This is a genomic window from Pseudomonas sp. NFPP04, assembly GCF_900113815.1.
Classification (GTDB): domain Bacteria; phylum Pseudomonadota; class Gammaproteobacteria; order Pseudomonadales; family Pseudomonadaceae; genus Aquipseudomonas; species Aquipseudomonas extremorientalis.
In genome coordinates this window covers 20,902-40,353 of the sequence record NZ_FOQS01000019.1, presented here as the reverse complement: position 1 = coordinate 40,353, position 19,452 = coordinate 20,902, and the positions used below count along the sequence as shown (strand labels likewise).

The 19,452-nt window shown below is 56.0% G+C and carries 30 protein-coding genes; 1 reads left to right on the top strand and 29 read right to left on the bottom strand.

Annotated elements, in window-relative coordinates:
- Nucleotides 1-1,395: an MFS transporter gene (locus BM017_RS27745; RefSeq protein ID WP_092250518.1), complete on the bottom strand. Its 1,395-nt coding sequence runs from the start codon at nucleotides 1,393-1,395 to the stop codon at nucleotides 1-3.
- Nucleotides 1,396-1,573: 178 nt separating this feature from the next.
- On the opposite strand from BM017_RS27745, the gene uvrA reads away from it, so the two are divergent.
- Entirely contained in the window at nucleotides 1,574-4,408 is a 2,835-nt protein-coding gene (uvrA, locus tag BM017_RS27740) for an excinuclease ABC subunit UvrA (protein ID WP_092250515.1), read from the top strand.
- Between the two features lie 65 nt (nucleotides 4,409-4,473).
- On the opposite strand, the gene bfr is transcribed toward uvrA, so the two are convergent.
- The 28 genes from bfr to rplD all read right to left on the bottom strand — a co-directional run bounded on the left by bfr (nucleotide 4,474) and on the right by rplD (nucleotide 19,440).
- Entirely contained in the window at nucleotides 4,474-4,938 is a 465-nt protein-coding gene (bfr, locus tag BM017_RS27735; protein WP_033900044.1) for a bacterioferritin, read from the bottom strand.
- 155 nt (nucleotides 4,939-5,093) lie between these two features.
- Entirely contained in the window at nucleotides 5,094-6,542 is a 1,449-nt protein-coding gene (locus tag BM017_RS27730) for a catalase (RefSeq protein ID WP_092250512.1), read from the bottom strand.
- A gap of 238 nt (nucleotides 6,543-6,780) precedes the next feature.
- Nucleotides 6,781-7,167, bottom strand: a complete 387-nt coding sequence (gene rplQ / locus BM017_RS27725) for a 50S ribosomal protein L17 (protein ID WP_003176402.1) — start codon at nucleotides 7,165-7,167, stop codon at nucleotides 6,781-6,783.
- Between the two features lie 41 nt (nucleotides 7,168-7,208).
- Nucleotides 7,209-8,210 carry a DNA-directed RNA polymerase subunit alpha gene (rpoA, locus tag BM017_RS27720; protein WP_003176403.1) on the bottom strand — a complete coding sequence of 334 codons (1,002 nt, stop codon included), beginning with the start codon at nucleotides 8,208-8,210 and terminating at the stop codon, nucleotides 7,209-7,211.
- 22 nt (nucleotides 8,211-8,232) lie between these two features.
- Entirely contained in the window at nucleotides 8,233-8,853 is a 621-nt protein-coding gene (gene rpsD / locus BM017_RS27715; protein WP_003176404.1) for a 30S ribosomal protein S4, read from the bottom strand.
- Between the two features lie 18 nt (nucleotides 8,854-8,871).
- Nucleotides 8,872-9,261: a 30S ribosomal protein S11 gene (gene rpsK / locus BM017_RS27710; RefSeq protein ID WP_002555466.1), complete on the bottom strand. Its 390-nt coding sequence runs from the start codon at nucleotides 9,259-9,261 to the stop codon at nucleotides 8,872-8,874.
- Nucleotides 9,262-9,291: 30 nt separating this feature from the next.
- Nucleotides 9,292-9,648, bottom strand: coding sequence for a 30S ribosomal protein S13 (gene rpsM, locus BM017_RS27705; protein WP_003194635.1), 357 nt, complete (start codon nucleotides 9,646-9,648; stop codon nucleotides 9,292-9,294).
- Nucleotides 9,649-9,777: 129 nt separating this feature from the next.
- Nucleotides 9,778-9,894 carry a 50S ribosomal protein L36 gene (gene rpmJ, locus BM017_RS27700; protein ID WP_002555468.1) on the bottom strand — a complete coding sequence of 39 codons (117 nt, stop codon included), beginning with the start codon at nucleotides 9,892-9,894 and terminating at the stop codon, nucleotides 9,778-9,780.
- Between the two features lie 28 nt (nucleotides 9,895-9,922).
- Complete coding sequence (gene secY / locus BM017_RS27695; protein WP_003176406.1) at nucleotides 9,923-11,251, bottom strand: preprotein translocase subunit SecY; 1,329 nt, start codon at nucleotides 11,249-11,251, stop codon at nucleotides 9,923-9,925.
- Nucleotides 11,252-11,689: a 50S ribosomal protein L15 gene (rplO, locus tag BM017_RS27690; RefSeq protein ID WP_003176407.1), complete on the bottom strand. Its 438-nt coding sequence runs from the start codon at nucleotides 11,687-11,689 to the stop codon at nucleotides 11,252-11,254. It abuts the gene before it with no gap.
- A gap of 3 nt (nucleotides 11,690-11,692) precedes the next feature.
- A complete protein-coding gene (gene rpmD / locus BM017_RS27685; protein ID WP_003176408.1) occupies nucleotides 11,693-11,869 on the bottom strand; it encodes a 50S ribosomal protein L30 in 177 nt (58 codons plus the stop codon).
- Nucleotides 11,870-11,871: 2 nt separating this feature from the next.
- Nucleotides 11,872-12,372: a 30S ribosomal protein S5 gene (gene rpsE, locus BM017_RS27680; protein WP_003176409.1), complete on the bottom strand. Its 501-nt coding sequence runs from the start codon at nucleotides 12,370-12,372 to the stop codon at nucleotides 11,872-11,874.
- Nucleotides 12,373-12,375: 3 nt separating this feature from the next.
- Nucleotides 12,376-12,726 carry a 50S ribosomal protein L18 gene (gene rplR / locus BM017_RS27675; RefSeq protein ID WP_003186037.1) on the bottom strand — a complete coding sequence of 117 codons (351 nt, stop codon included), beginning with the start codon at nucleotides 12,724-12,726 and terminating at the stop codon, nucleotides 12,376-12,378.
- 10 nt (nucleotides 12,727-12,736) lie between these two features.
- Nucleotides 12,737-13,270: a 50S ribosomal protein L6 gene (gene rplF, locus BM017_RS27670; protein ID WP_003194640.1), complete on the bottom strand. Its 534-nt coding sequence runs from the start codon at nucleotides 13,268-13,270 to the stop codon at nucleotides 12,737-12,739.
- Between the two features lie 12 nt (nucleotides 13,271-13,282).
- Nucleotides 13,283-13,675, bottom strand: coding sequence for a 30S ribosomal protein S8 (gene rpsH / locus BM017_RS27665; RefSeq protein WP_010206883.1), 393 nt, complete (start codon nucleotides 13,673-13,675; stop codon nucleotides 13,283-13,285).
- A 206-nt stretch (nucleotides 13,676-13,881) separates the two neighbouring features.
- On the bottom strand, nucleotides 13,882-14,187 hold the full coding sequence (rpsN, locus tag BM017_RS27660) for a 30S ribosomal protein S14 (protein ID WP_003176414.1): 306 nt from the start codon (nucleotides 14,185-14,187) through the stop codon (nucleotides 13,882-13,884).
- A 13-nt stretch (nucleotides 14,188-14,200) separates the two neighbouring features.
- Nucleotides 14,201-14,740 (bottom strand): 50S ribosomal protein L5, encoded by a 540-nt coding sequence (gene rplE / locus BM017_RS27655; RefSeq protein WP_003194642.1) that lies wholly within the window; start codon nucleotides 14,738-14,740, stop codon nucleotides 14,201-14,203.
- 22 nt (nucleotides 14,741-14,762) lie between these two features.
- Nucleotides 14,763-15,077 (bottom strand): 50S ribosomal protein L24, encoded by a 315-nt coding sequence (gene rplX / locus BM017_RS27650; RefSeq protein ID WP_003176416.1) that lies wholly within the window; start codon nucleotides 15,075-15,077, stop codon nucleotides 14,763-14,765.
- Between the two features lie 11 nt (nucleotides 15,078-15,088).
- Nucleotides 15,089-15,457: a 50S ribosomal protein L14 gene (rplN, locus tag BM017_RS27645; RefSeq protein ID WP_002555479.1), complete on the bottom strand. Its 369-nt coding sequence runs from the start codon at nucleotides 15,455-15,457 to the stop codon at nucleotides 15,089-15,091.
- Between the two features lie 23 nt (nucleotides 15,458-15,480).
- Nucleotides 15,481-15,747: a 30S ribosomal protein S17 gene (gene rpsQ / locus BM017_RS27640; protein ID WP_003176419.1), complete on the bottom strand. Its 267-nt coding sequence runs from the start codon at nucleotides 15,745-15,747 to the stop codon at nucleotides 15,481-15,483.
- A 2-nt stretch (nucleotides 15,748-15,749) separates the two neighbouring features.
- The gene (gene rpmC, locus BM017_RS27635; protein ID WP_002555481.1) at nucleotides 15,750-15,941 is read right to left on the bottom strand and encodes a 50S ribosomal protein L29; all 192 of its coding nucleotides are present in this window, start codon (nucleotides 15,939-15,941) and stop codon (nucleotides 15,750-15,752) included.
- A complete protein-coding gene (gene rplP / locus BM017_RS27630; protein ID WP_003176421.1) occupies nucleotides 15,941-16,354 on the bottom strand; it encodes a 50S ribosomal protein L16 in 414 nt (137 codons plus the stop codon). Before rplP ends, rpmC begins: the two co-directional genes overlap by 1 nt.
- A 12-nt stretch (nucleotides 16,355-16,366) precedes the next feature.
- Nucleotides 16,367-17,053, bottom strand: a complete 687-nt coding sequence (rpsC, locus tag BM017_RS27625) for a 30S ribosomal protein S3 (RefSeq protein ID WP_003176422.1) — start codon at nucleotides 17,051-17,053, stop codon at nucleotides 16,367-16,369.
- Nucleotides 17,054-17,066: 13 nt separating this feature from the next.
- Nucleotides 17,067-17,399, bottom strand: coding sequence for a 50S ribosomal protein L22 (gene rplV / locus BM017_RS27620; protein ID WP_003103908.1), 333 nt, complete (start codon nucleotides 17,397-17,399; stop codon nucleotides 17,067-17,069).
- Between the two features lie 11 nt (nucleotides 17,400-17,410).
- Nucleotides 17,411-17,686 (bottom strand): 30S ribosomal protein S19, encoded by a 276-nt coding sequence (gene rpsS, locus BM017_RS27615; RefSeq protein WP_003232420.1) that lies wholly within the window; start codon nucleotides 17,684-17,686, stop codon nucleotides 17,411-17,413.
- Between the two features lie 16 nt (nucleotides 17,687-17,702).
- Nucleotides 17,703-18,527: a 50S ribosomal protein L2 gene (gene rplB, locus BM017_RS27610; protein WP_003186055.1), complete on the bottom strand. Its 825-nt coding sequence runs from the start codon at nucleotides 18,525-18,527 to the stop codon at nucleotides 17,703-17,705.
- 14 nt (nucleotides 18,528-18,541) lie between these two features.
- Nucleotides 18,542-18,841 carry a 50S ribosomal protein L23 gene (gene rplW / locus BM017_RS27605; RefSeq protein WP_002555488.1) on the bottom strand — a complete coding sequence of 100 codons (300 nt, stop codon included), beginning with the start codon at nucleotides 18,839-18,841 and terminating at the stop codon, nucleotides 18,542-18,544.
- Nucleotides 18,838-19,440, bottom strand: a complete 603-nt coding sequence (rplD, locus tag BM017_RS27600; RefSeq protein WP_003176424.1) for a 50S ribosomal protein L4 — start codon at nucleotides 19,438-19,440, stop codon at nucleotides 18,838-18,840. The genes rplW and rplD overlap by 4 nt, the downstream gene beginning before the upstream one ends.
- Nucleotides 19,441-19,452 lie beyond the last annotated feature (12 nt).

Sequence of the window (19,452 nt, the reverse complement as noted above, 5' to 3'; positions counted from 1 at the left end):
CTAGGCTGGGCGCGCTGTCGGCACTGGGTTGACCAGTTGCTCGAGCGTCGCGCGATCCAATAATTCGGTGTCCAATTTGATGTAGATGGCGGCTTCTTCAGCAACAACCACGGCATCGGTAACCCCAGTAACGGCCTTAAGGCGCTCGACCAGACCGGCTTCGCGGATCGCTTCGGGCGATAACGGCAAGCGCAGACTCGTCACATAGGGAGGTTCGCGCATGGTAACAGCAAAGGCCAGCCAGAGGGCAGCCAGACCTGCGCATCCAAGGAACACAACCGACAAACCGCCATGCTGGAACATCCAGCCACCCATGATGCCGCCCAGTGCGGAACCCAGGAACTGGCTGGTGGAATACACCCCCATCGCCGTCCCTTTGCCGCCGGCCGGTGAAACTTTACTGATCAGCGAAGGCAGCGACGCCTCCAGCAGGTTGAACGCGGTGAAGAACACCACCGTGCCGATTACCAGCGCCCGCAGACTGTCGCCGAACTGCCAGAAGAATAGCTCAGTGAGCATCAGCGTCGCGACGGCGCCGAGCAAAACTCGTTTCATTTTGCGTTTCTTTTCGCCGTAGATGATGAAGGGGATCATGGCGAAGAACGAAATCAGCAGCGCAGTAAGGTAGACCCACCAGTGCTGCTCCTTGGGCAGGCCGGCTTTTTCTACCAAGGCCAGAGGCAAGGCGACAAAGCTGCACATCAGCATGGCGTGTAATACGAAGATACCTAAATCCAGGCGCAGCAGGTCCGGGTGCTTGAGCGTCGGCAACAGGGCCTTGCGCGCGACGCCTGACTCACGGTGCTGCAACGTGCTAGTGGAGCGCGGCACCATGAAGGCCACGATCACGATGCCGAACAGTGCCATACCGCCTGTGGCCAGGAACAGCCCGTGCAAACCAAACGCGCGAGTCAGCAAGGGCCCCACCACCATGGCCACGGCAAACGACAGGCCGATGGTCATGCCGATCATGGCCATGGCCTTGGTGCGATGTTGTTCGCGGGTCAGGTCGGACAGCAACGCCATGACCGCAGCGGAAATCGCGCCCGCGCCTTGCAGGATGCGCCCGGCGATCACGCCCCAGATGGAATCGGATTGAGCCGCGAGCACGCTGCCGAGGGCGAACACGATCAGCCCCAGGTAGATCACCGGGCGGCGACCGATACGGTCGGAAATGATCCCGAACGGGATCTGGAAAATCGCCTGGGTCAGGCCATAGGCGCCAATCGCCAGGCCGATCAACGCGGGGGTTGCGCCTGCGAGATCCATTCCATAGGTCGCCAGCACCGGCAACACCATAAACATGCCCAGCATACGGAAGGCGAACACCAGGGCCAGACCGCTTGCCGCTCGGGTCTCGCCGCTACTCATGCGTTCGCTGTGGGGATCGTGCATGGAAAAACCTCGTGTGAACCGGCGGCGATTCTACCAGTCCCATCGATTGAGAGGGTATATGCGGCGCTTTGCCGCGCAGCTTTCATCTAAGGCTGCAAGCGGCCTTTTGATAGTGTATATTCATCCAGTCTTTAGCCGTATACTCCGGCATTATTTACGCCCGCCGTGCGAGGCCATCTTGGACAAGATCCTGATTCGTGGGGCTAGAACCCACAACCTGAAGAACATCGACCTGACCCTGCCCCGGGACAAACTGATCGTCATCACCGGCTTGTCCGGGTCCGGCAAATCGTCGCTGGCGTTCGACACGCTGTATGCCGAAGGCCAGCGCCGCTATGTGGAATCCCTGTCGGCCTATGCCCGGCAGTTCCTGTCGATGATGGAAAAGCCCGACGTCGACACTATTGAAGGCCTGTCGCCGGCCATTTCCATCGAGCAGAAGTCGACCTCCCATAACCCGCGTTCCACCGTGGGCACCATTACCGAAATCTACGATTACCTGCGCCTGCTGTATGCACGCGTGGGTATTCCGCGTTGCCCGGACCACGACATTCCCCTGGAAGCCCAGACCGTCAGCCAGATGGTCGACCTGGTGCTGGCCCAGCCGGAAGGTGCCAAGCTGATGCTGCTGGCACCGGTGATCCGTGAGCGCAAGGGCGAACATCTTTCCGTTTTCGAAGAGCTGCGTGCGCAAGGTTTTGTGCGTGCGCGGATCAACGGCAAGCTGTATGAACTGGACGAAGCGCCGAAGCTCGACAAGCAGAAGAAGCATTCGATCGATGTCGTGGTCGACCGCTTCAAGGTGCGCGCCGACCTGCAGCAGCGCCTGGCGGAATCCTTCGAAACCGCATTGAAACTGGCCGACGGTATTGCACTGGTGGCGCCGATGGACGACGAGCCAGGCGAAGAGATCATCTTCTCCGCCCGGTTTGCCTGCCCGATCTGCGGCCACGCCATCAGCGAGCTGGAACCCAAGCTGTTTTCCTTCAACAACCCGGCCGGCGCCTGCCCGACTTGTGATGGCCTGGGCGTGAAGCAGTTCTTCGACATCAAGCGCCTGGTCAACGGTGACCTGACGCTGGCGGAGGGGGCCATTCGCGGCTGGGATAGGCGCAACGTCTATTACTTCCAGATGCTGGGGTCGTTGGCGTCGCACTATAAATTCAGCCTGGAAGTGCCTTTCAACCAACTGCCGGCGGACCAGCAGAAGGTCATCCTGCATGGTAGCGGCTCGCAGAACGTCGACTTCAAGTACCTGAACGACCGTGGCGATATCGTCAAGCGCTCCCACCCATTCGAAGGCATTGTGCCGAACCTTGAGCGTCGCTACCGCGAGACTGAATCGGCCAGCGTGCGCGAAGAGCTGGCGAAATTCCTCAGCACCCAGCCTTGCCCGGATTGCCGCGGCACGCGCCTGCGTCGTGAGGCGCGGCATGTATGGGTGGGCGAAAAGACCTTGCCGGCGGTGACCAGCCTGCCGATCGGTGATGCCTGCGAATACTTTGGCGTGCTCAAACTGACCGGTCGCCGTGGGGAGATCGCCGACAAGATCCTCAAGGAGATTCGCGAGCGGCTGCAGTTCCTGGTCAACGTAGGCCTGGATTACCTGTCGCTGGATCGCAGCGCCGATACCTTGTCCGGCGGCGAAGCCCAACGGATTCGCCTGGCCAGCCAGATTGGTGCCGGCCTCGTGGGTGTGCTGTACATCCTTGATGAGCCGTCGATTGGTTTGCATCAACGTGACAACGATCGCCTGCTGGGTACGTTGAAACACCTGCGGGATATCGGTAACACGGTGATCGTGGTCGAACACGATGAAGACGCGATTCGCCTGGCGGATTACGTGGTCGACATCGGCCCGGGCGCGGGTGTGCATGGTGGGCACATTGTCGCAGAGGGCACGCCTGCCGAAGTCATGGCGCACCCGGACTCGCTGACCGGCAAGTACCTGTCCGGCCGCATGAAGATCGAAGTACCCGCCAAACGTACGCCACGCAACAAAAAGCTGGCGCTGCACCTCAAGGGCGCGCGTGGCAACAACCTGCGCAATGTCGACCTGGAAATTCCACTGGGCCTGCTGACCTGCGTGACCGGTGTTTCCGGCTCGGGCAAGTCGACGCTGATCAACAACACGCTGTTCCCGTTGAGTGCCACCGCCCTGAATGGCGCGACCACCCTGGAAGCGGCGGCCCATGACAGCATCAAGGGCCTGGAACACCTGGATAAGGTGGTCGATATCGACCAAAGCCCGATTGGCCGTACACCGCGCTCCAACCCGGCGACCTACACCGGACTGTTCACACCGATTCGTGAGCTGTTTGCGGGCGTTCCGGAATCACGCTCAAGGGGCTACGGACCGGGCCGGTTCTCGTTCAACGTCAAGGGCGGCCGCTGTGAAGCGTGCCAGGGCGATGGCTTGATCAAGGTGGAGATGCACTTCCTGCCGGACATCTACGTACCGTGCGATGTGTGCAAGAGCAAGCGCTATAACCGCGAGACGCTGGAGATCAAATACAAAGGCAAGAGCATCCATGAAACCCTCGAGATGACCATCGAGGAAGCGCGTGAGTTCTTTGACGCGGTTCCGGCGCTGGCGCGCAAGCTACAGACCCTGATGGATGTAGGCCTTTCATATATCAAGCTGGGGCAGTCGGCTACGACGCTGTCTGGTGGTGAAGCACAACGGGTGAAGTTGTCTCGTGAGCTGTCCAAGCGCGACACCGGCAAGACCTTGTATATCCTTGATGAGCCGACCACCGGCCTGCACTTCGCGGATATCCAGCAACTGTTGGACGTGCTGCACCGCCTTCGCGACCACGGCAATACCGTGGTGGTGATCGAGCACAACCTTGATGTGATCAAGACGGCCGACTGGCTGGTAGACCTGGGGCCGGAAGGTGGTTCCAAGGGCGGTCAGATTATCGCCGTAGGTACGCCGGAGCAGGTTTCCGAAATGCCGCAGTCACACACCGGTTACTACTTGAAACCACTGTTGGAACGCGACCGGGCCTGACTTTTTCGGGCCCAATGAAAAGCCCCTGTCACTTTGCAGTGACAGGGGCTTTTTGCTGCCGGGAATCAGAACTGCGATTGCAGGTAATTCTCCAGGCCAATCAACTTGATCAGGCCCAACTGCTTTTCCAGCCAGTAGGTGTGATCTTCTTCGGTATCATTCAACTGCACCCGCAGGATTTCCCGAGTGACAAAGTCGCTGTGCTGTTCACAGAGCTCGATGCCTTTGCAAAGCGCGGCACGGACCTTGTACTCGAGGCGCAGGTCGGCGGCGAGCATGTCAGGGACCGTGGTGCCCACATCCAGGTCATCCGGACGCATGCGCGGCGTGCCTTCGAGCATGAGGATACGGCGCATCAGTGCGTCGGCGTGCTGTGCCTCTTCTTCCATTTCGTGGTTGATACGCTCGTAGAGCTCGGTAAAGCCCCAGTCTTCGTACATGCGCGAATGGATGAAATATTGGTCACGAGCCGCCAGTTCGCCCGTCAGCAACGTGTTGAGGTAATCGATTACGTCGGGGTGACCTTGCATCGCCCTACATCTCCCTGCTTGAAAGTCTGTAGTTTGAACCATGATGACTCGAAGGTCACGGGACCAACGGCAGAAAAGTGAAGATTTTCCGAGAAAAGTAGCGGATTTAACGCAAAAACCGCCCAAATGAGGGCGGTTCTGCTTATCGTTTAGAGTCAGCTAAGCGATACACCCAACGCCTTTGCGATTGCTTCTCCATAAGCAGGATCAGCCTTGTAGAAGTGTTGCAGCTGGCGCTGAACCACGTCGCTGGAAACGCCACCCATTGCGCCGGCAATGTTGTTGGTGAGCAACGCTTTCTGCTCATCGCTCATCAGGCGGAACAGCGCACCTGCGTGACTGTAGTAATCAGTGTCCTCTCTGTGATCGTAGCGGTCAGCCGCGCCATTAAGTGCCAGTGCAGGCTCTGCATACTGTGGCGCTTGCTTCGGTGCATCGGCGTAGCTGTTCGGCTCGTAATTAGGCGCCGCACCACCGTTACTGCCGAATGCCATCGAGCCATCACGCTGGTAGCTGTTTACTGGGCTACGTGGGGCGTTCACCGGCAGTTGCTGGTGATTGGTACCAACGCGGTAGCGGTGGGCATCTGCGTAGGCGAATACACGACCTTGCAGCATGCGGTCTGGCGACAGGCCTACGCCTGGAACCATATTGCTCGGACCGAATGCGGCTTGCTCCACTTCAGCAAAGTAGTTCTGCGGGTTGCGGTTCAACTCCAGTTCGCCGACTTCGATCAAAGGGAATTCCTTCTGCGACCAGGTTTTGGTCACATCGAAAGGATTCTCGTAATGAGCGTTGGCCTGGGCCTCGGTCATGATCTGGATGCACACGCGCCATTTCGGGAAGTCACCGCGCTCGATCGCATCAAAGAGATCGCGCTGGGCGTAATCAGGGTCAGTACCGGCCAAACGCGCAGCTTCGGCCGGTGCCAGGTTCTTGATGCCCTGTTTGGTTTTGTAGTGCCACTTGACCCAGTGACGCTCGCCCTTGGCGTTGATCAGGCTATAGGTGTGGCTGCCAAAACCGTGCATATGGCGGTAACCATCGGGAATGCCACGGTCGGAAAACAGAATGGTGACCTGGTGCAACGCCTCAGGGGAGTGAGACCAGAAGTCCCACATCATTTGCGCGCTTTTCAGGTTGCTTTGCGGCAAGCGCTTCTGGGTATGGATGAAGTCAGGAAACTTCAATGGATCGCGAATGAAGAACACAGGGGTGTTATTACCCACGATGTCCCAGTTGCCTTCTTCGGTGTAGAACTTAAGGGCGAAGCCGCGTGGGTCGCGCTCGGTATCAGCCGAACCGCGCTCACCACCTACCGTAGAAAAGCGCAGGAAGGTCGGCGTCTGCTTGCCGACGGACTCGAACAACTTAGCACTGGTGTATTGGGTAATGTCTTTGGTGACCGTGAAAGTGCCATAGGCACCCGAGCCTTTGGCGTGTACACGGCGCTCAGGGATGTTTTCACGGTTGAAGTGAGCGAGCTTTTCAATCAGGTGAAAATCGTCGAGGAGCAACGGGCCGCGCGGGCCTGCGGAACGGGAATTCTGGTTGTCCGCAACGGGAGCACCGCTGGCGGTCGTAAGGATTTTATTCTGGCTCATGCTCAATTTCCCTCAGGTCGGACTTGGAACTGCCGGCTAATCGGCTTGCAGGGAGTATTGATCATCAACATGACGCCTACAAATTCATTAAATTGTAGGCTTCGATAGAAAATAACTACCAAACTCCCCTCGTGCCATAGTGCCAAGCACAATCGACGGAAGCTTGTACAAATCGCGCTTTTCTTACTCGCACAAAAAACCGGGCACTAGGCCCGGTTCTTCGTTACAGCTTGTCGTCTTACTCGGCGCTTACAGCTTCGCCAGCAGTAGCACGATCAACCAACTCGACGTACGCCATAGGCGCGTTGTCGCCAGCGCGGAAACCGCACTTGAGGATGCGCAGGTAGCCACCCTCACGGGTAGCGTAACGCTTGCCCAGGTCGTTGAAGAGCTTACCAACGATAGCTTTCGAACGAGTACGGTCGAAAGCCAGACGGCGGTTAGCCAGGCTGTCCGTCTTGGCCAAAGTAATCAGCGGCTCAGCAACGCGACGCAGTTCTTTAGCTTTCGGCAGTGTAGTTTTGATCAGCTCGTGCTCGAACAGCGACACCGCCATGTTTTGGAACATGGCCTTGCGGTGCGAGCTGGTACGGCTCAGGTGACGACCACTTTTACGATGACGCATGGTTCATTCCTTACCAAACTCACGTTCGGTGATTACGACGATCAGGCAGTCGCCTTGTCGTCCTTCTTAAGACTTGCAGGCGGCCAGTTGTCGAGGCGCATGCCGAGGGACAGACCGCGGGAGGCCAGAACGTCCTTGATTTCAGTCAAGGATTTCTTGCCCAGGTTCGGAGTCTTCAACAGTTCTACTTCGGTACGCTGAATCAGGTCGCCGATGTAGTAAATGTTTTCCGCCTTAAGGCAGTTAGCCGAACGTACAGTCAGTTCCAGATCGTCAACCGGGCGAAGCAGGATCGGATCGATCTCGTCTTCCTGCTCGATTACCACTGGTTCGCTGTCACCCTTGAGGTCGACGAACGCAGCCAACTGCTGTTGCAGGATGGTTGCAGCGCGGCGGATAGCCTCTTCAGGATCCAGAGTACCGTTGGTTTCCAGATCAATAACCAGCTTGTCCAGGTTAGTACGCTGCTCGACACGGGCGTTTTCCACCACGTATGCGATGCGGCGAACCGGGCTGAACGAAGAGTCAAGCTGCAAGCGACCAATGCTGCGGCTTTCGTCTTCATCGCTCTGACGCGAGTCGGCCGGTTCATAACCACGACCACGAGCTACGGTGAGCTTCATGTTCAGAGCGCCGTTAGACGCCAGGTTAGCGATTACGTGATCGGGGTTAACGATCTCGACATCATGATCCAGCTGAATATCGGCAGCGGTAACCACCCCCGAACCCTTCTTCGACAAGGTCAGCGTAACTTCGTCACGGCCGTGCAGCTTGATAGCCAGACCTTTAAGGTTCAACAGGATTTCAATTACGTCTTCCTGTACACCTTCGATGGCGCTGTACTCGTGGAGCACACCGTCAATCTCGGCCTCGACTACTGCACAGCCGGGCATTGAGGACAACAGGATGCGGCGCAGCGCGTTGCCCAGGGTGTGGCCAAAACCACGCTCGAGAGGCTCGAGAGTGATCTTAGCGCGGGTTGGACTGACAACCTGCACATCAATGTGGCGGGGTGTCAGGAACTCATTTACCGAAATCTGCATGGATGCACCTATTTTCTAGCCCTTACTTGGAGTAGAGCTCGACAATCAGGCTTTCGTTGATGTCGGCGGACAGATCACTGCGAGCAGGAACGTTCTTGAAAACGCCCGACTTCTTCTCAGTGTCTACTTCTACCCATTCTACGCGGCCACGTTGGGCACACAGATCGAGAGCTTGGACAATGCGAAGTTGGTTTTTTGCTTTCTCGCGAACTGCGACCACGTCACCAGCACGAACCTGGTAGGACGGAACGTTTACGGTCTGACCGTTAACGCTGATCGACTTGTGCGATACCAGCTGACGGGATTCGGCACGAGTCGAACCAAAGCCCATACGGTATACAACGTTGTCCAGACGGCATTCGAGCAGTTGCAGCAGGTTTTCACCGGTTGCACCTTTCTTGCCAGCAGCTTCTTTGTAGTAGCCGCTGAACTGACGCTCGAGAACGCCGTAGATACGACGGACCTTCTGCTTTTCACGCAGTTGGGTGCCGTAGTCGGACTGGCGACCGCGGCGTTGGCCGTGGATACCAGGTGCTGCTTCGATGTTGCACTTCGATTCGATCGCGCGCACGCCGCTCTTCAGGAAGAGATCGGTGCCTTCGCGACGAGCGAGTTTGCATTTTGGACCAATGTAACGAGCCATTCTTTACAATCTCCTGGATTACACGCGGCGCTTCTTCGGCGGACGGCACCCGTTGTGCGGGATTGGCGTCACGTCGGTGATGCTGGCGATCTTATAGCCACAGCCGTTCAAAGCACGGACAGCAGACTCACGACCTGGACCTGGACCTTTGACGTTAACGTCGAGGTTTTTCAGGCCGTATTCCAGCGCAGCTTGACCAGCACGTTCAGCAGCTACTTGAGCAGCAAACGGGGTGGACTTGCGGGAACCGCGGAAACCCGAACCACCGGAGGTAGCCCAAGAAAGCGCGTTACCTTGACGGTCGGTGATGGTCACGATGGTGTTGTTAAAAGAAGCATGGATGTGGGCGATGCCATCAACCACTGTCTTTTTAACTTTTTTACGAGGACGAGCAGCAGGTTTTGCCATGATAATTTTCCTGTCGATTCGCTGGGGCGATTACTTGCGGATCGGCTTACGCGGACCTTTACGGGTACGCGCGTTAGTCTTGGTACGCTGACCGCGTACTGGAAGACCACGACGATGACGCAGACCGCGATAGCAACCGAGGTCCATCAAACGCTTGATTTTCATGTTGATTTCGCGACGCAGGTCACCTTCAGTGGTGAACTTCGCCACTTCGCCACGCAGCTGTTCAATCTGCTCGTCGCTCAGATCCTTGATCTTAGCGGCTGGATTTACACCAGCGACTGCGCAAATTTTCTGCGCAGTAGTGCGACCAACACCATAGATGTAGGTCAGCGAGATAACAGTGTGCTTGTTATCTGGAATGTTAACGCCTGCAATACGGGCCATTCAGTGGGACTCCAATTGACAGCTACCTACGCCCCGGAAGCCAAGAAATAGGGCGCGAGATAATATCGCTGTAATAACAAATAATCAACCCGGCAGCGCACTAGCTGCCGGGCTTCAAGCGGATCACACTCAGCCTTGGCGCTGTTTGTGACGCGGTTCCGCGCTGCAAATTACTCGAACAACACCTTCGCGGCGAATAATCTTGCAGTTACGGCACAGCTTTTTCACCGATGCACGAACTTTCATCACCAACTCCTCGAACCTTATGGGGTACTCAGCGCAACATGCCGCTGCCGTAGCCCTTCAGGTTGGCTTTCTTCATCAGGGATTCGTACTGGTGCGAAACGAGGTGCGATTGTACTTGGGACATGAAGTCCATCACAACCACGACCACGATCAGCAACGAGGTCCCGCCAAGGTAGAACGGAACGTTTGCTGCAACCACCAGGAACTGGGGCAACAAGCACACGGCCGTCATATATAGAGCACCGAACAGGGTCAAACGAGTCAGAACGCCATCAATGTAGCGCGCAGACTGCTCACCTGGACGGATGCCCGGAATAAAGGCACCGGACTTCTTCAGGTTTTCCGCTACGTCTTTCGGATTGAACATCAACGCCGTATAGAAGAAGCAGAAGAAAATAATCCCTGCACTAAACAGCAGAATATTCAACGGCTGACCAGGAGCGATCGACTGAGAGAGGTCCTGCAGCCAGCCCATATTTTCAGACTGACCAAACCAGGTACCCAACGAAGCCGGAAACAGCAAAATGCTGCTCGCGAAAATTGCCGGAATAACGCCGGCCATATTCACTTTCAGCGGCAAGTGGCTGGTCTGCGCAGCAAAAACCTTACGGCCCTGCTGACGCTTGGCGTAGTGAACAGCAATACGACGCTGACCACGCTCAATGAACACCACAAAACCGATAATCGCTACTGCCAGCAAACCGATGGCAACCAAGGCAAAGATATTGATATCACCCTGACGTGCAGACTCGAAAGACTGCCCAATCGCTCTCGGAAGACCGGCGACGATACCTGCGAAAATCAACATCGAGATACCGTTGCCAACACCACGCTCAGTAATCTGCTCACCCAGCCACATCATGAACATCGCACCAGCCACAAACGTGGATACCGCGACGAAATGGAAGCCAAAGTCACCAGTGAACGCAACACCCTGCCCGGCCAGGCCAACGGACATGCCGATAGCTTGAACCAGGGCGAGGATGACAGTGCCGTAGCGGGTGTACTGGCTAATCTTGCGACGGCCAGCTTCACCTTCCTTCTTCAACTGCTCCAGCTGCGGACTGACGGCGGTCATCAGCTGCATGATGATCGATGCCGAGATGTACGGCATGATCCCCAGTGCAAAGATGCTCATCCGCTCCAGCGCACCGCCGGAAAACATGTTGAACAAGCTAAGAATGGTCCCCTCATTCTGTCGAAACAGGTCTGCGAGTCGGTCCGGGTTGATACCTGGAACCGGGATGTGTGCGCCTATTCGGTAGACGATAATCGCCAGGAACAGAAAACGCAGACGAGCCCAAAGTTCAGACATACCGCCTTTGCCGAGCGCTGAGAGAGCACCTTGCTTAGCCATTTATTCCTCGAACTTGCCGCCAGCTGCTTCGATAGCCGAACGCGCACCTTTGGTGGCGCCGATTCCCTTGCCGATAGTGACAGCGCGAGTCACTTCACCGGACAGCATGATTTTCACACGCTGTACGTTGACGTTGATCACGTTGGCATCTTTCAGGGTCTGCACAGTAACGATGTCGCCTTCCACTTTAGCCAGCTCGGACAGACGCACTTCTGCGCGATCCATGGCTTTCAGGGATACGAAACCGAACTTAGGCAGGCGACGATGCAGCGGCTGTTGACCGCCTTCAAAGCCTGGAGCGATGGTGCCACCGGAGCGGGAGGTTTGACCTTTGTGGCCACGGCCACCAGTCTTACCCAAACCGCTACCGATACCACGGCCCGGACGATGCTTTTCGCGACGGGAACCCGGCGCTGGACTCAGATCATTGAGTTTCATCGATTAACCCTCTACACGCAGCATGTAGTAAGCCTTGTTGATCATCCCGCGATTCTCGGGAGTATCCTGGACTTCTACAGTGTGACCGATGCGACGCAGACCCAGACCTTTAACGCACAGTTTGTGGTTAGGGATACGGCCGGTCATGCTTTTGATCAGCGTTACTTTAACGGTAGCCATGATCAGAAGATCTCCTTGACAGTCAGACCACGCTTGGCAGCGATGGACTCAGGAGATTGCATAGCTTTCAAACCTTTGAAAGTGGCGTGAACCACGTTTACCGGGTTAGTCGAGCCGTAGCACTTGGCCAGAACGTTCTGAACGCCAGCAACTTCGAGGACAGCACGCATAGCGCCGCCAGCGATGATACCGGTACCTTCAGAAGCAGGCTGCATGTACACCTTCGAAGCGCCATGGGCGGACTTCATTGCGTACTGCAGCGTGGTGCCGTTCAGATCAACTTGGATCATGTTGCGACGAGCAGCTTCCATTGCTTTCTGGATTGCAGCAGGCACTTCACGTGACTTGCCACGGCCGAAGCCAACACGCCCTTTACCATCACCTACCACGGTCAACGCGGTGAAAGTGAAGATACGGCCGCCTTTAACGGTTTTGGCTACGCGGTTAACTTGAACCAGCTTCTCAATGTAGCCTTCGTCGCGCTTTTGGTCGTTATTTGACATAACTTAGAACTCCAGCCCAGCTTCACGAGCAGCATCAGCCAGCGCTTTCACGCGACCGTGGTACTTGAAGCCAGAGCGGTCGAAAGCCACTTGCGAGACGCCAGCGGCCTTAGCACGCGTAGCGACCAGCTGGCCAACCTTTGTGGCCGCGTCGATGTTGCCGGTGGCACCATCACGCAGTTCTTTATCCAAAGTCGAGGCGCTTGCCAGGACTTTGTTGCCGTCGGCCGAGATGACCTGGGCGTAGATGTGCTGCGACGAGCGGAACACGCAGAGACGCACGACTTCGAGTTCGTGCATTTTCAGGCGTGCTTTGCGAGCGCGACGCAGTCGAGTAACTTTTTTGTCGGTCATTTGCTATGCCCTACTTCTTCTTGGCTTCTTTACGACGGACGACTTCGTCCGCGTAGCGCACACCTTTGCCTTTGTACGGCTCTGGTGGACGGAAGTCGCGGATCTCAGCGGCCACTTGACCTACCAGCTGCTTGTCGATGCCCTTGATCAGGATATCGGTCTGGCTAGGGGTCTCAGCAGTGATGCCCGCTGGCAGTTCGTAATCCACAGGGTGCGAGAAGCCAAGGGCCAGGTTCAAAACCGTGCCTTTTGCTTGCGCTTTGTAACCAACACCGACCAGCTGGAGCTTACGCTCGAAGCCTTGGCTTACGCCTTGGACCATGTTGTTTACCAACGCACGCGTGGTACCGGCCATTGCGCGAGTTTGTTGATCGCCATTGCGAGCAGCAAAACGCAGCTCACCCGCTTCTTCAACGATCTCAACGGACGAATGGATGTTCAGTTCAAGAGTACCCTTGGCACCCTTCACCGAAAGCTGTTGGCCTGCGAATTTGACTTCGACACCGGCTGGCAGCTTAACGGGGTTCTTAGCGACGCGAGACATGCTTATCCCCCCTTAGAACACAGTGCAAAGAACTTCGCCGCCGACACCGGCAGCGCGCGCAGCACGATCCGTCATCACACCTTTGTTGGTGGAGACGATAGACACGCCCAGACCGCCACGAACTTTCGGCAGATCTTCAGCGGACTTGTACTGACGCAGGCCTGGACGGCTAACGCGCTTCACTTCCTCGATGACCGAACGGCCTTCGAAGTACTTCAGCTCGATGGACAGCAGTGCTTTTACATCGCTGCTGATCTGATAACCCGCAATGTAGCCTTCGTCTTTCAGGACTTTGGCAACAGCAACCTTCAACTTGGAAGATGGCATGCTTACGACGGACTTTTCAGCCATCTGGGCATTACGGATACGAGTTAGCATGTCCGCTAACGGGTCCTGCATACTCATGGGCTAGACGCTCCTAATACAAAAAAATTAGCCTTGCGGCTACATATGTCGCCGAGAATCTCCGGGTAAAACACACGGGCTCAGGCGAGCCGCGTATTTTAGACACACTCCAGAAATGAAACAAGCCCCAAAAGGGGCTTGTTCCAGATTCAAGGTCACCGGCGGTCAGTATCTTGCGACATCGACCACCTGGACGTTGAAAGTACTTACCAGCTGGCTTTAACCAGACCAGGTACGTCACCACGCATTGCCGCTTCACGCAGTTTGTTACGGCCGAGGCCGAACTTGCGGTAAACGCCGTGTGGACGACCAGTCAGGCGGCAGCGGTTACGCATGCGCGAAGCGCTTGCATCACGTGGCTGCTTCTGCAGAGCAACTGTAGCTTCCCAACGCGCTTCTGGACTTGCGTTCAGATCAACGATGATTGCTTTCAGTGCTGCACGCTTCTTGGCGTACTTGGCAACCGTGAGCTGACGTTTCAGCTCGCGGTTTTTCATGCTCATCTTGGCCATGGTCCTACTCCAATCAGTTGCGGAACGGGAATTTGAAAGCACGCAACAGGGCGCGACCTTCATCATCGTTCTTGGCAGTGGTGGTCAGGGTGATGTCCAGACCGCGGAGAGCATCGATCTTGTCGTAGTCGATTTCCGGGAAGATGATCTGCTCTTTCACGCCCATGCTGTAGTTACCACGACCATCGAAGGACTTGGCATTCAGGCCGCGGAAGTCGCGAACCCGAGGCAGGGAGATCGACAGCAGACGATCCAGGAATTCGTACATACGCTCACGGCGCAGGGTCACTTTGACGCCGATCGGCCAACCTTCACGGACTTTAAAGCCAGCGATGGATTTCCGAGCGTAAGTCACAACGACTTTCTGGCCGGTGATCTTTTCCAGGTCAGCAACAGCGTGCTCGATGACTTTTTTGTCACCGATCGCTTCGCCCAAACCCATGTTCAGGGTGATTTTGGTAACGCGCGGAACTTCCATCACGTTCCCAAGCTTAAGTTCTTCCTTAAGCTTAGGGGCGATTTCCTTCCGGTAAATCTCTTGTAGTCGTGCCATGGTCTAATCTACCTAGCAGTGTTCAAGCATCAACCGCTTTTTGGGTCGACTTGAAGACACGAATTTTCTTACCGTCTTCTACTTTGAAACCAACGCGGTCAGCCTTGTTGGTTTCGCCGTTGAAGATGGCGACGTTAGAAGCGTCCAGCGGAGCTTCTTTCTCGACGATACCGCCCTGCACGCCCGACATCGGGTTAGGCTTGGTATGACGCTTGACCAGGTTCAGACCACCGATAACCAGACGGTTATTAGCGAGAACCTTAAGCACCTTACCGCGCTTACCTTTGTCTTTGCCGGCGATCACGATGATCTCGTCGTCACGACGAATCTTTTGCATGTCGGATCTCCTTACAGCACTTCTGGGGCGAGCGAGACGATCTTCATGAACTTCTCAGTACGAAGCTCACGGGTCACTGGCCCAAAGATACGGGTGCCGATCGGCTCTTGCTTGTTGTTCAGAAGAACAGCAGCGTTGCCATCAAAGCGGATAATGGAGCCATCAGCACGACGTACGCCGTGACGAGTGCGGACTACAACAGCAGTCATCACTTGGCCTTTTTTCACCTTACCGCGAGGAATTGCTTCCTTCACGGTAACTTTGATGATGTCACCGATACCAGCGTAACGACGATGGGAGCCACCCAGCACCTTGATGCACATAACACGGCGAGCGCCGCTGTTATCGGCCACATCGAGCATGGATTGAGTCTGAATCATATAATTTCTCCGACCCCTAGTCCTTAGACTTCCACAGCGCGTTCGAGAACATCAACCAGTGCCCAAGACTTGGTCTTGGCCAGCGGACGAGTTTCACGAATAGTGACTTTGTCGCCGATGTGGCACTGATTGGTTTCGTCGTGCGCGTGCAGCTTAGTCGAACGCTTAACATATTTACCGTAGATCGGGTGCTTAACGCGACGCTCGATCAGAACGGTGATGGTTTTGTCCATCTTGTCGCTGACAACACGGCCAGTCAGCGTACGGACAGTTTTTTCGGCTTCAGCCATGATCACTTACCTGCCTGCTGGTTGAGCACAGTCTTCACGCGAGCGATGTCACGCTTAACTTGCGAGAGCAGATGGGACTGCCCCAACTGGCCAGTTGCTTTCTGCATACGCAGATTGAACTGGTCGCGCAGCAGGCCGAGCAGTTGCTCGTTCAGCTGCTGTGCGGATTTTTCACGAAGTTCATTCGCTTTCATCACATCACCGTCCGTTTAACAAAGGAGGTGGCGAGCGGCAGCTTTGCAGCAGCCAGGGCGAAAGCCTCACGCGCCAGCTCTTCAGAAACACCCTCGATTTCATACAGGACTTTGCCTGGCTGAATCTGGGCTACCCAGTACTCCACGTTACCCTTACCTTTACCCATCCGAACCTCGAGAGGTTTTTTGGAGATCGGCTTGTCCGGGAATACACGGATCCAGATCTTGCCGCCACGTTTTACGTGACGGGTCAGAGCACGACGCGCTGACTCGATCTGACGAGCGGTGAGACGACCACGAGCTACAGACTTCAGCGCGAACTCGCCGAAGCTGACTTTGCTACCGCGCTGAGCCAGACCACGGTTGTGGCCTGTCATCTGCTTGCGGAACTTCGTACGCTTAGGTTGCAACATTTGGCGTACCCCTTACTTAGCAGCTTTTTTACGAGGCGCTGGTGCTTGTGGTTTCAGTTCTTCTTGGCGACCACCAATTACTTCGCCTTTGAAGATCCAAACCTTTACACCGATCACACCGTAAGTGGTGTGAGCTTCGTAGTTGGCATAGTCGATGTCGGCACGCAGGGTGTGCAGTGGCACACGACCTTCGCGATACCATTCAGTACGTGCGATTTCAGCACCGCCGAGACGACCGCTCACTTGGATTTTGATGCCTTTGGCACCAATGCGCATGGCGTTCTGTACAGCGCGCTTCATAGCGCGACGGAACATTACGCGACGCTCCAGCTGCTGAGCTACGCTCTGCGCAACCAGCATACCGTCGAGCTCCGGCTTGCGGATCTCTTCGATATTGATGTGCACAGGCACACCCATTTGCTTGGTCAGGTCCTGACGCAGTTTCTCAACATCTTCACCTTTCTTCCCGATAACGATACCTGGACGAGCGGTGTGGATGGTGATACGTGCAGTTTGTGCCGGACGATGGATATCGATACGGCTTACGGACGCGCTTTTTAGTTTGTCTTGGAGATACTCACGCACCTTCAGATCAGCGAACAAGTAGTCCGCATAAGTCCGACCGTCTGCGTACCAGACGGAGGTGTGCTCCTTGACGATTCCCAGGCGAATGCCAATGGGATGTACTTTCTGACCCATCTCTTCGACTCCGTTACTTGTCAGCAACCTTGACAGTGATATGGCAAGACCGCTTGACGATGCGATCAGCACGGCCTTTGGCACGTGGCATGATGCGCTTCAGCGAACGCCCTTCGTTGACGAAAACGGTGCTGACCTTCAGGTCATCAACGTCTGCGCCTTCGTTATGCTCGGCGTTGGCTACGGCCGACTCCAGCACTTTCTTCATGATCTCGGCGGCTTTCTTACTGCTGAAAGCCAACAGGTTGAGCGCTTCGCCCACCTTCTTCCCGCGGATCTGGTCGGCGACCAAGCGGGCTTTCTGGGCGGAGATTCGAGCGCCCGACAACTTAGCGGCTACTTCCATTTCCTTACCCCTTAACGCTTGGCTTTCTTGTCTGCCACGTGCCCACGATAAGTGCGGGTACCGGCAAACTCGCCTAGTTTGTGGCCGACCATGTCTTCGTTCACGAGAACTGGGACGTGCAAGCGACCGTTGTGTACAGCGATGGTCAGACCGACCATTTGTGGCAGGATCATCGAACGACGCGACCAGGTCTTAACTGGTTTGCGATCGTTCTTTTCCGCCGCCACTTCGATCTTCTTCAGTAGGTGAAGATCAATAAAAGGACCTTTTTTCAGAGAACGTGGCACTGTCGTATCCCTCTATTTACTTGCGACGACGGACGATCATTTTGTCGGTACGCTTATTACCACGAGTCTTCGCGCCCTTAGTCGGGAAGCCCCATGGCGATACCGGATGACGACCACCAGAGGTACGACCTTCACCACCACCGTGTGGGTGGTCAACCGGGTTCATGGCAACACCACGAACGGTTGGGCGAACGCCACGCCAGCGTTTGGCACCAGCTTTACCCAGCGAACGCAGGCTGTGCTCGGAGTTCGAGACTTCGCCCAGGGTCGCGCGGCATTCAGCCAGCACTTTACGCATCTCACCAGAACGCAGACGCAGGGTCACGTAGACACCTTCACGAGCGATCAGCTGAGCCGAAGCACCAGCGGAACGAGCGATTTGCGCGCCTTTACCTGGCTTCAATTCGATGCCGTGTACGGTGCTACCAACTGGAATGTTGCGCAGTTGCAGAGCGTTGCCCGGCTTGATCGGCGCCAGGGCACCTGCGATCAGCTGGTCGCCAGCGCTCACGCCTTTAGGGGCGATGATGTAGCGACGCTCGCCATCTGCGTACAACAGCAGAGCGATGTGAGCAGTACGGTTTGGATCGTATTCGATGCGCTCGACAGTGGCAGCGATGCCATCTTTGTCGTTGCGACGGAAGTCGACCAGACGATAATGCTGCTTATGGCCACCACCGATGTGACGAGTGGTAATGCGACCATTGTTGTTACGACCACCAGACTTCGATTTTTTCTCGAGCAGCGGTGCGTGAGGAGCGCCTTTATGCAGCTCCTGGTTGACCACCTTGACCACAAAACGGCGGCCAGGGGAAGTCGGTTTGCATTTAACGATTGCCATGATGCACCCCTTCCTTACTCAGCACTGCTGCTGAAATCGAGATCTTGGCCTGGCTGAAGGGAGATAACTGCCTTCTTCCAGTCATTACGCTTGCCCAGACCGCGAGCAGTGCGCTTGCTCTTACCCAGAACATTCAGGGTAGTAACACGCTCTACTTTCACGCTGAACAGGCTTTCGACGGCCTTCTTGATTTCCAGCTTGGTTGCGTCAGTTGCAACCTTGAAAACGAACTGGCCTTTCTTGTCAGCCAGAACCGTAGCCTTTTCGGAAACGTGCGGGCCAAGCAGAACTTTAAATACGCGTTCCTGGTTCATCCCAGCAGCTCCTCGAATTTCTTCACGGCCGACACGGTGATCAACACCTTGTCGTATGCGATCAGACTAACTGGATCGGAACCTTGCACGTCACGTACATCAACGTGTGGCAGGTTGCGAGCAGCCAGGTACAGGTTCTGATCAACAGCTTCCGACACGATCAAAACGTCGGTCAGGCTCATGTTGTTCAGTTTGCCCAGCAGATCTTTGGTTTTCGGGCTTTCAACAGCGAAGTCCTGAACCACGACCAGACGGTCAGTACGCACGAGTTCAGCAAGGATGGAGCGCAGAGCTGCGCGGTACATCTTCTTGTTGAGCTTCTGCGAGTGATCCTGCGGACGAGCTGCGAAAGTGGTACCGCCGCCACGCCAGATTGGGCTACGGATAGTACCGGCACGAGCACGGCCAGTACCTTTCTGACGCCAAGGGCGCTTACCGCCACCACGTACGTCGGAACGGGTCTTTTGCTGCTTGCTACCTTGACGGCCGCCGGCCATGTAGGCCACGACTGCTTGGTGAACCAGCGTCTCGTTGAATTCGCCGCCAAATGTCAGTTCGGAAACTTCGATCGCTTGAGCGTCATTTACATTTAATTGCATGTCAGCTTCCCC

Bases quoted from the DNA above. Each gene is read 5' to 3' on its own strand.
- BM017_RS27745 (WP_092250518.1), bottom strand. From the start codon at position 1,395: ATGCACGATCCCCACAGCGAACGCATGAGTAGCGGCGAGACCCGAGCG.
- bfr (WP_033900044.1), bottom strand. From the start codon at position 4,938: ATGCAAGGTCACCCCGACGTAATCGATTACCTCAACACGTTGCTGACG.
- BM017_RS27730 (WP_092250512.1), bottom strand. From the start codon at position 6,542: ATGAGCCAGAATAAAATCCTTACGACCGCCAGCGGTGCTCCCGTTGCG.
- rplQ (WP_003176402.1), bottom strand. From the start codon at position 7,167: ATGCGTCATCGTAAAAGTGGTCGTCACCTGAGCCGTACCAGCTCGCAC.
- rpoA (WP_003176403.1), bottom strand. From the start codon at position 8,210: ATGCAGATTTCGGTAAATGAGTTCCTGACACCCCGCCACATTGATGTG.
- rpsD (WP_003176404.1), bottom strand. From the start codon at position 8,853: ATGGCTCGTTACATTGGTCCAAAATGCAAACTCGCTCGTCGCGAAGGC.
- rpsK (WP_002555466.1), bottom strand. From the start codon at position 9,261: ATGGCAAAACCTGCTGCTCGTCCTCGTAAAAAAGTTAAAAAGACAGTG.
- rpsM (WP_003194635.1), bottom strand. From the start codon at position 9,648: ATGGCCCGTATTGCAGGCGTTAACATTCCAGATAACAAGCACACTGTT.
- rpmJ (WP_002555468.1), bottom strand. From the start codon at position 9,894: ATGAAAGTTCGTGCATCGGTGAAAAAGCTGTGCCGTAACTGCAAGATT.
- secY (WP_003176406.1), bottom strand. From the start codon at position 11,251: ATGGCTAAGCAAGGTGCTCTCTCAGCGCTCGGCAAAGGCGGTATGTCT.
- rplO (WP_003176407.1), bottom strand. From the start codon at position 11,689: ATGAAACTCAATGATCTGAGTCCAGCGCCGGGTTCCCGTCGCGAAAAG.
- rpmD (WP_003176408.1), bottom strand. From the start codon at position 11,869: ATGGCTACCGTTAAAGTAACGCTGATCAAAAGCATGACCGGCCGTATC.
- rpsE (WP_003176409.1), bottom strand. From the start codon at position 12,372: ATGTCAAATAACGACCAAAAGCGCGACGAAGGCTACATTGAGAAGCTG.
- rplR (WP_003186037.1), bottom strand. From the start codon at position 12,726: ATGACCGACAAAAAAGTTACTCGACTGCGTCGCGCTCGCAAAGCACGC.
- rplF (WP_003194640.1), bottom strand. From the start codon at position 13,270: ATGTCTCGCGTCGCTAAGAACCCCGTTAAGCTGCCAGCCGGTGTCGAA.
- rpsH (WP_010206883.1), bottom strand. From the start codon at position 13,675: ATGAGTATGCAGGACCCGTTAGCGGACATGCTAACTCGTATCCGTAAT.
- rpsN (WP_003176414.1), bottom strand. From the start codon at position 14,187: ATGGCCAAGATGAGCATGAAAAACCGCGAGCTGAAACGTCAGCTCACG.
- rplE (WP_003194642.1), bottom strand. From the start codon at position 14,740: ATGGCACGACTACAAGAGATTTACCGGAAGGAAATCGCCCCTAAGCTT.
- rplX (WP_003176416.1), bottom strand. From the start codon at position 15,077: ATGCAAAAGATTCGTCGTGACGACGAGATCATCGTGATCGCCGGCAAA.
- rplN (WP_002555479.1), bottom strand. From the start codon at position 15,457: ATGATTCAGACTCAATCCATGCTCGATGTGGCCGATAACAGCGGCGCT.
- rpsQ (WP_003176419.1), bottom strand. From the start codon at position 15,747: ATGGCTGAAGCCGAAAAAACTGTCCGTACGCTGACTGGCCGTGTTGTC.
- rpmC (WP_002555481.1), bottom strand. From the start codon at position 15,941: ATGAAAGCGAATGAACTTCGTGAAAAATCCGCACAGCAGCTGAACGAG.
- rplP (WP_003176421.1), bottom strand. From the start codon at position 16,354: ATGTTGCAACCTAAGCGTACGAAGTTCCGCAAGCAGATGACAGGCCAC.
- rpsC (WP_003176422.1), bottom strand. From the start codon at position 17,053: ATGGGTCAGAAAGTACATCCCATTGGCATTCGCCTGGGAATCGTCAAG.
- rplV (WP_003103908.1), bottom strand. From the start codon at position 17,399: ATGGAAGTAGCCGCTAAGTTGTCGGGCGCTCGAATCTCCGCCCAGAAA.
- rplB (WP_003186055.1), bottom strand. From the start codon at position 18,527: ATGGCAATCGTTAAATGCAAACCGACTTCCCCTGGCCGCCGTTTTGTG.
- rplW (WP_002555488.1), bottom strand. From the start codon at position 18,841: ATGAACCAGGAACGCGTATTTAAAGTTCTGCTTGGCCCGCACGTTTCC.
- rplD (WP_003176424.1), bottom strand. From the start codon at position 19,440: ATGCAATTAAATGTAAATGACGCTCAAGCGATCGAAGTTTCCGAACTG.